7 protein-coding genes are annotated in these 6,231 nt (G+C 41.8%); 2 read left to right on the plus strand and 5 right to left on the minus strand.

The window, feature by feature from the left end:
• Nucleotides 1-170 precede the first annotated feature (170 nt).
• The gene (locus tag EWV84_RS21855) at nt 171-983 is read right to left on the minus strand and encodes an inositol monophosphatase family protein (RefSeq protein WP_286825034.1); all 813 of its coding nucleotides are present in this window, start codon (nt 981-983) and stop codon (nt 171-173) included.
• Between the two features lie 61 nt (nt 984-1,044).
• Between EWV84_RS21855 and scpB the strand changes: the two genes are divergently transcribed.
• Entirely contained in the window at nt 1,045-1,563 is a 519-nt protein-coding gene (scpB, locus tag EWV84_RS21860) for an SMC-Scp complex subunit ScpB (protein ID WP_286825035.1), read from the plus strand.
• Between the two features lie 137 nt (nt 1,564-1,700).
• Entirely contained in the window at nt 1,701-2,051 is a 351-nt protein-coding gene (locus tag EWV84_RS21865; protein ID WP_286825036.1) for a DUF760 domain-containing protein, read from the plus strand.
• A gap of 489 nt (nt 2,052-2,540) precedes the next feature.
• Here EWV84_RS21865 and EWV84_RS21870 read toward each other — a convergent pair whose 3' ends face one another.
• The 4 genes from EWV84_RS21870 to EWV84_RS21885 all read right to left on the minus strand — a co-directional run bounded on the left by EWV84_RS21870 (nt 2,541) and on the right by EWV84_RS21885 (nt 6,045).
• Nucleotides 2,541-3,404 carry an NAD(P)-dependent oxidoreductase gene (locus EWV84_RS21870; RefSeq protein WP_286825037.1) on the minus strand — a complete coding sequence of 288 codons (864 nt, stop codon included), beginning with the start codon at nt 3,402-3,404 and terminating at the stop codon, nt 2,541-2,543.
• 26 nt (nt 3,405-3,430) lie between these two features.
• Nucleotides 3,431-4,063 (minus strand): class I SAM-dependent methyltransferase, encoded by a 633-nt coding sequence (locus tag EWV84_RS21875; protein WP_287080044.1) that lies wholly within the window; start codon nt 4,061-4,063, stop codon nt 3,431-3,433.
• 157 nt (nt 4,064-4,220) lie between these two features.
• The gene (locus EWV84_RS21880; protein ID WP_287080046.1) at nt 4,221-5,063 is read right to left on the minus strand and encodes a DUF6671 family protein; all 843 of its coding nucleotides are present in this window, start codon (nt 5,061-5,063) and stop codon (nt 4,221-4,223) included.
• Nucleotides 5,064-5,187: 124 nt separating this feature from the next.
• The gene (locus EWV84_RS21885; RefSeq protein WP_287080048.1) at nt 5,188-6,045 is read right to left on the minus strand and encodes a S1 RNA-binding domain-containing protein; all 858 of its coding nucleotides are present in this window, start codon (nt 6,043-6,045) and stop codon (nt 5,188-5,190) included.
• Between the last annotated feature and the right edge of the window lie 186 nt (nt 6,046-6,231).

The following is a 6,231-nucleotide window of genomic DNA, read 5'->3' on the forward strand; positions in this document are numbered from 1 at the left end:
AGGAGAGAAGATGCAAGGGTTTTGAGTAATTTTAGCAGATTCAGGGGCACCTGAGCGACTCTCAATCAAGCTAAAAGCCCTTTCCTGTAAGGTTTTTAGCTTTATTCAGCAAACCCTAAATAGAGATAAAACCAATAAATGCAGCTATTCTAACCTGAGCAATTCTCCATTCAAGCAACATCCTTGAGAAAACCGACTAAAGGCAAGAAAACCGGCGCTAAATTCGATCGAGCCACGGCTAAACAGGGATAGGATCGATCCCGATAATTTTCCCCTACCCGCAAGGGAAAAATCTTTTCTCCTAAAGAGATAAATACTCCGTCCGCAGCCTGTAGAATTGCCCAAACCGCGGCAATATCCCAGACTTTTGGGGTTGCTTCCACTCCTCCCAAGACTGTGCCATCGGCAACCAAAAGCAGATTATAACTAGCCACTCCTATCATCCGCACTTTGCAGGGAAAGGGATTTTTCAGTACATCTGTGCTACGAGCGCAGAGATTAAACAGATGATTTTTGCTAGGAAAATCGTCGCTGGTGTGAATCGGTTGACCGTTGCGGTAGGCCCCCACCGGACCGGTTAAACCCGTCTCACCGCACCAATAACCATAATAGGCCTGTTTAAGGCAGGGGAGATAAACAAATCCGAACACGGGAGTCCCTCGGTAGAGAAGTCCTAGGGAAATGCCCCAGATGGGAACACCGCGAGTAAAATTAGTTGTGCCGTCGATCGGATCCACTACCCAACACCATTCTTGCTCCGGGAAAATATGGGTAGTTTCCTCGGTTAAGACTCCATGATCCTGGAAAGTGCTGGCAATTAGCGATCGCAATTGGCCATCGGACCAACGGTCGGCAGCCGTCACTAAAGTCCCGTCTGCTTTATTGGTGGCCTGTAATTTGCCAAAATCAGCCAGTAAGCGATCGCCCACCTGGCCGGTAGCCTGATAACAAAAGTCTAAAACCTGACTCCAAAAAGTTTCCATAATTTTCTCGTTCGTCTTCTAGTAGAATATCAAATCATTGTCTAAACTTAGGTAGTCGAGATTGAGCGCGGAACCCCACCAGGAGATCAGACTAGCTACCCGTCTAGAAGCGATACTTTATCTAAAAGGGCAGCCTGTCCCCTTAACCGAGATGGTGACATTAACTAACAGCGATCGCTTGACGGTGGAAGATGCCATGATCGAATTAATGTCCGATTATGCCCACCGGGATAGTGCCTTGGCAGTGGTGGAAACCCCCCTCGGTTATAGTTTACAATTGCGGTCAGCTTATCAGAATTTGATCGAAGACCTGATCCCGGCCGAATTAGGTACGGGAACCCTCCGTACTTTGGCAGCGATCGCACTAAAAGAACCGATTTTACAAGCGGATTTAATTAATTTACGAGGCAGTACGGCCTATCAACAGGTTCAGGACTTGGTAGAACGAGGATTTGTGAGAAAACGCAAGCAAAACGAAGGCAGATCCTACTGGTTAGAAGTAACCGATAAATTTCATCAATATTTCGAGGTTGACAATCTTAGGGAACAGGGTATTCTGGAACCTACCGATCAGGAATAAGGAGAGAGAGGGTATATTAGGGGTGAATGTTTCTGAATCACTGAGCTAAACTTGAAGAAGATGGGGGTGACTTCGGGCAATCGAGAAGAGCGATTTGTTAACCTAAATCTAATAACCACTACAGCGTGGGAGTTCTGATGACTTTTAATCCTGATTTTTTTCCCTGGGAAACCGAAGAACAAAATGATAACTGTTTGATGCAGTATCTCCAGCAGCAGCATCCTGAAACCCTTGAGAGAATAGCCCAATCGGTCAGTAGCGAAATTAAAGATATTATCTCGCAAAATGTCAAGGGATTGGTGGGAATGTTGCCCCCGGAGGATTTTGCGGTACAAATTACCACCGACCGCGAGAATTTGGCTAATCTTCTCGCTTCAGCGATGATGACAGGTTATTTCCTCGGTCAAGTGGAGAAGCGCCATCATTTAGAATCAATTTTGTTAGCTACAGAATCAATTAAATTGGGCAAAAAACCAAAAATAGATTAATCTTCACCCAAGATAGAGACACTTTGATCGGTGTCTCTATCAGTTTTTAGCCCCCTTTGGCAAAACTCACCATCACCAAAATCGAGAGTAGAATACCGGGGGCAAGTAAACCCGCTAATAATCCAAATTCAGTCAGCGTCATAGAAAAATATGCCCAAAATTCCATCACTTCCTACTCTAACCCCCTCTTCTGGCTACCTCAACAAAGCTTAAGGAAAATTTAAAGCCTTTTACCGTTTTTTTTCCTATCAGTAAAGTAAGTATTGCAGTTATCTTAATAATAAGCCTCAAAAATAAGGATTAAATTGCCTAAAATTTGTAAATAGACCATTTAATTGATTATTATTCATTCTTAATTCTCCTGACTACTGACTACTGGCTACTGACTCCTAACTCTAACAACAATTTTTGATTTTTACAAGAGGTCGAATGTTTACTTTTGTCCGACTAGACAAACCAAAGAGAGTCTTTTTGATGTTGGCAAGCGGTTTATAATTCTTTTTTCAGCGCCCCGTATAAAGCTGAATAATCTTGTTCTGCGAATCCCATTTCTAAAGCTTTTTCAAGAAGGCGCTGTACTCCTGTTAGGGGAAAAGTGGTTAAATCTAACCTCTCCGATTCCTCTAAAAAGAGATTGACATCTTTGAGTAAATGTTTAGTGGGAAAATTAGGGTTAGCATAATTTTTCTCTAACATTCTGGTTAATTTTTTGTCAAAAGTAGGCGCATATAAGGCACTTTGACGCAGGATAGTCATGAACTTTTCTAGCTCTACTCCTTGCTGGGATAAAAAAGCTAAACTCAAAGCAAAAGCACTGGTTAGAGCGGCAATTAATTGATTTAAAGCTAATTTTAACGCCGCGGCGGTTCCCACTTCCCCGATTAACATCGGTTCTTGACCAAAATGTGCTAATAAATTTGACCATTGATGGAACTGTTTCTCCGTTGCTCCCACCATAACTAAGAGAGTCCCCTTTTTAGCTTCGGGAATACTTCCTAACACGGGTGCTTCTAGATATTCTCCCCCTTTAGCAACAATTTGATCTCGCAGTTGTTTACTTTCAGAAGGAGCAATGGTTCCCATCTGGATAATAGTACGATTATTGAAGTTGGATTGCTCGGAATTTAATCCTAAAACCTCTTGGATAGCGGCAGCATTAGTTAACATTAAAATCAGACAATCTGCCTCTTGAATTACTTGCTCAGGAGAGCTAACTGTTTTGGCTCCCAACTGCTGTAAAGGTGTCAATTTTTCTAAGGTGCGATTATAGGCAATAACAGGAATTTTCTGATTTAATAATCTTTCTACCATTGGCGTTCCCATTAATCCCGTTCCCAAAAGTCCAACTTTCATAACTCGCTTTTCCCCTTATTTATTGATTAGTTTTTACTCGTTTTTATAGCTGTCCAATGACGTTCGGAAGACTGATAAATTTTAACATTTTCTAAGCCCGACTGCTGGATTAAATCTGCGATTTCTGCTAGGGTAAAAGCCGCTCGCAACGAGTCTTGAAATAGTTGCGCTTGTCGGGGAGAAAAATTAGGATCGATTTCCCTCACCATCCCCTTGATTATTTCCTCGGAATCGGGACGGAATAAATCTCTTAAAAAAATGCCCCCATGAGGTTTTAAAACTCGCTTAATTTCCCGTAAAAAAGGCAGAGGATTTTCGAGATGATGGATTAAACTATTAGAAATAACTAAATCAAATTGCTCGGATTGGTAGGGAAGATTTTTTCCATCAACTTTCTCCAATTTGATCTGTTCTTGACAGTTAGCATTAAGGATATTTTTTTGACCAATTTCTAACATAGAATCGGCCAGATCAATAGCGATAATTTGCCATTGGGGACGTAGTTGACTGATCATAATCGGAATGCGTGCAGTACCGGTTCCTACATCTAACACCCTAGCATTAATACCGGCCAATTGTACGGCTTCTTTAGCGAAATTAGTATTAACTTCGGTGAAGTCCATGGCATCATATTCGAGCGCTTCTTCCCGATCATCCATTACTTCTGGTTCTAAAATTCTGGCTCTTCTCGACTTTGTGTGATAATTTTTGCTTATGTAATCCTGAAGTGCTTATTTGGCAAGACTTTTAGGACTATTTTGCGGATATTCTATCAGTATAGACCTCGTTTCCACACAGTCCATAGAAAAGCTATCTTTAAGGATTACAATATTCACAATACATCGGATCGGCGGTTTTTTGACCGTTGGGAAAGAGTTTTTCCTCTCGATAATCACACCTTTGACAACCGTATAGTTCCAGTTTAATTAAAGAGGTGGGAAAGTGACATAAACCACAGGGTAAACCCGATGTTATTTCGATAATATCAAACCCCGGACAACCACAATTAGGACATAATTGATTAAGTTTCTGAACCAGATTTGCTGTCGCAGCAACAATTGCTTTCATGCGCGTGGGATTGTGCATAGCGCGCATATCGGTTTCTAGGTGTACTTTGCCGTTTTTGTCAAGAATATCTTCAACAATTTTGACTAAATTTTTCCGGTCGGTAATTCCCTTAAAAATATTCTCGGAGTCGAGAGAATTTTTATCAAACATCACCACTAAACCATGACTAGGAAACCCTATTTTTTCGGCAAATTCTAAAGCATCTGCTAGATTAGTTACAGTTTGGTGAGCGTGATTAGTTTCCGTGACTATTGCTTGACCAATTATTTCTAGATTATGGACTTGATCGAACAATAAAATCAATTCACGATTACAGGAAACTAACGGCAAGTTGGGATAGGGATAAAAACTACCCTCACTAGCAATTCCGATATCGTATCCCGAAATCTCGATCGCTTGTTGTGCCTTCCTGCGAGCGGTTTCAATTTGTGTCCCGATGCGCTTAATATCCCGGGTAAAAGTGCCAAAGCGATCGGTATCAAAATTATCGGGTACAATCACCTTAAGACCTATTTCTTGCGCTAAAATCGGCGCTATTACCCGCTCTTTTCCGTGCATAGTCCCTAAAATTGCTATCCGATCTTGAAACATCTTGGTCAAGTAAAAAGGAGACAGGAGAGAGGAGACAAATTCACCTGATAACTGATGGTGGGTTACGGCGAATACTAAATAGGTGGTAAAATATCTAAATTATTGTCGCCTAACCCACCCTACGCTAACTTTCGGGTGTTTTTCCCTGAGCTTGTTTTAATCTTTCTGCTGCTGTTTCCATGACTTCTGCAAAGTTTTCGAGAATTTCGCCGGGGTGTGCTTCGAGGATTTTTGTGGATAGGGAAATGCGATTTTTATATTCGTCAATTTCCGCGACTACCACTTTAATTGCTTGACCAACCTTAAAGAAAGTCATGGGAGAATTAAAAGAGGCTCCCGTCACCTGTTTAGCATGGAGTAATCCCGTCACTCCACCACAATCGACAAAGACACCGTAGGGTTGTAATTTAACCACAGTGCCACTTAATAATTTACCCACAGCTAATTGACTGATAGCGTTAGCGCGAGCAATTTCTCGCTGAGATAAAACTAATTTATTATTTTCTTGATCGATTTGAATAAAAGTTGCGGTTAAAAGTTGTCCGATCAGGGAATCTAAATCACTTTTTTCTATTAAATGGGAGCGAGGGATAAATCCTTTTAATCCCTCCACTTCTCCCGTCACTCCCCCCTTATTCACCCCCGTGACGCGCAGCTGCACCGACTTGCCACTTTCAGAGATTTCCCTGACATTTTCCCAAGCTTTTTGCAGTAATAATTGCCGCAGAGACAGGGTAACTTGTCCTTCCGCATCCTGTCCACGGGTAATCAGAAAATCGAATTCTGCATCTATGGGTAAAGCTTCGGCAATGGAAGGAACATTTTCCAGGGAAATTTCCCTTAAAGAAATAAAAGCGGAGGATTTGCCGCCAATATCGATGAATGCTCCATCGGAGGTGTGTTGATCGACTCTCCCGCGCACGATCTGCCCTTTTTCAAATTGATAATCGTATTGATCAAGAGCTTTGGCAAAATCGTCCATGGAAAAGGCAGGGTTCGGTGTCATGATAAATAGAATGGTTACAAGTATAATTTCGATCTGCTTCCAGTTTGACACTCCTGGGCCTAAAGGCGTGAGGATTCTTGAGCTAATCACAGCCCTTTCTGGTTTCCCTTACTTAGGTCTTACACGATTATGTCTGAACCGAACCTACTAGAATATCACTTG

It is taken from the genome of Microcystis sp. M_QC_C_20170808_M3Col (assembly GCF_007095505.1).
GTDB lineage: Bacteria > Cyanobacteriota > Cyanobacteriia > Cyanobacteriales > Microcystaceae > Microcystis.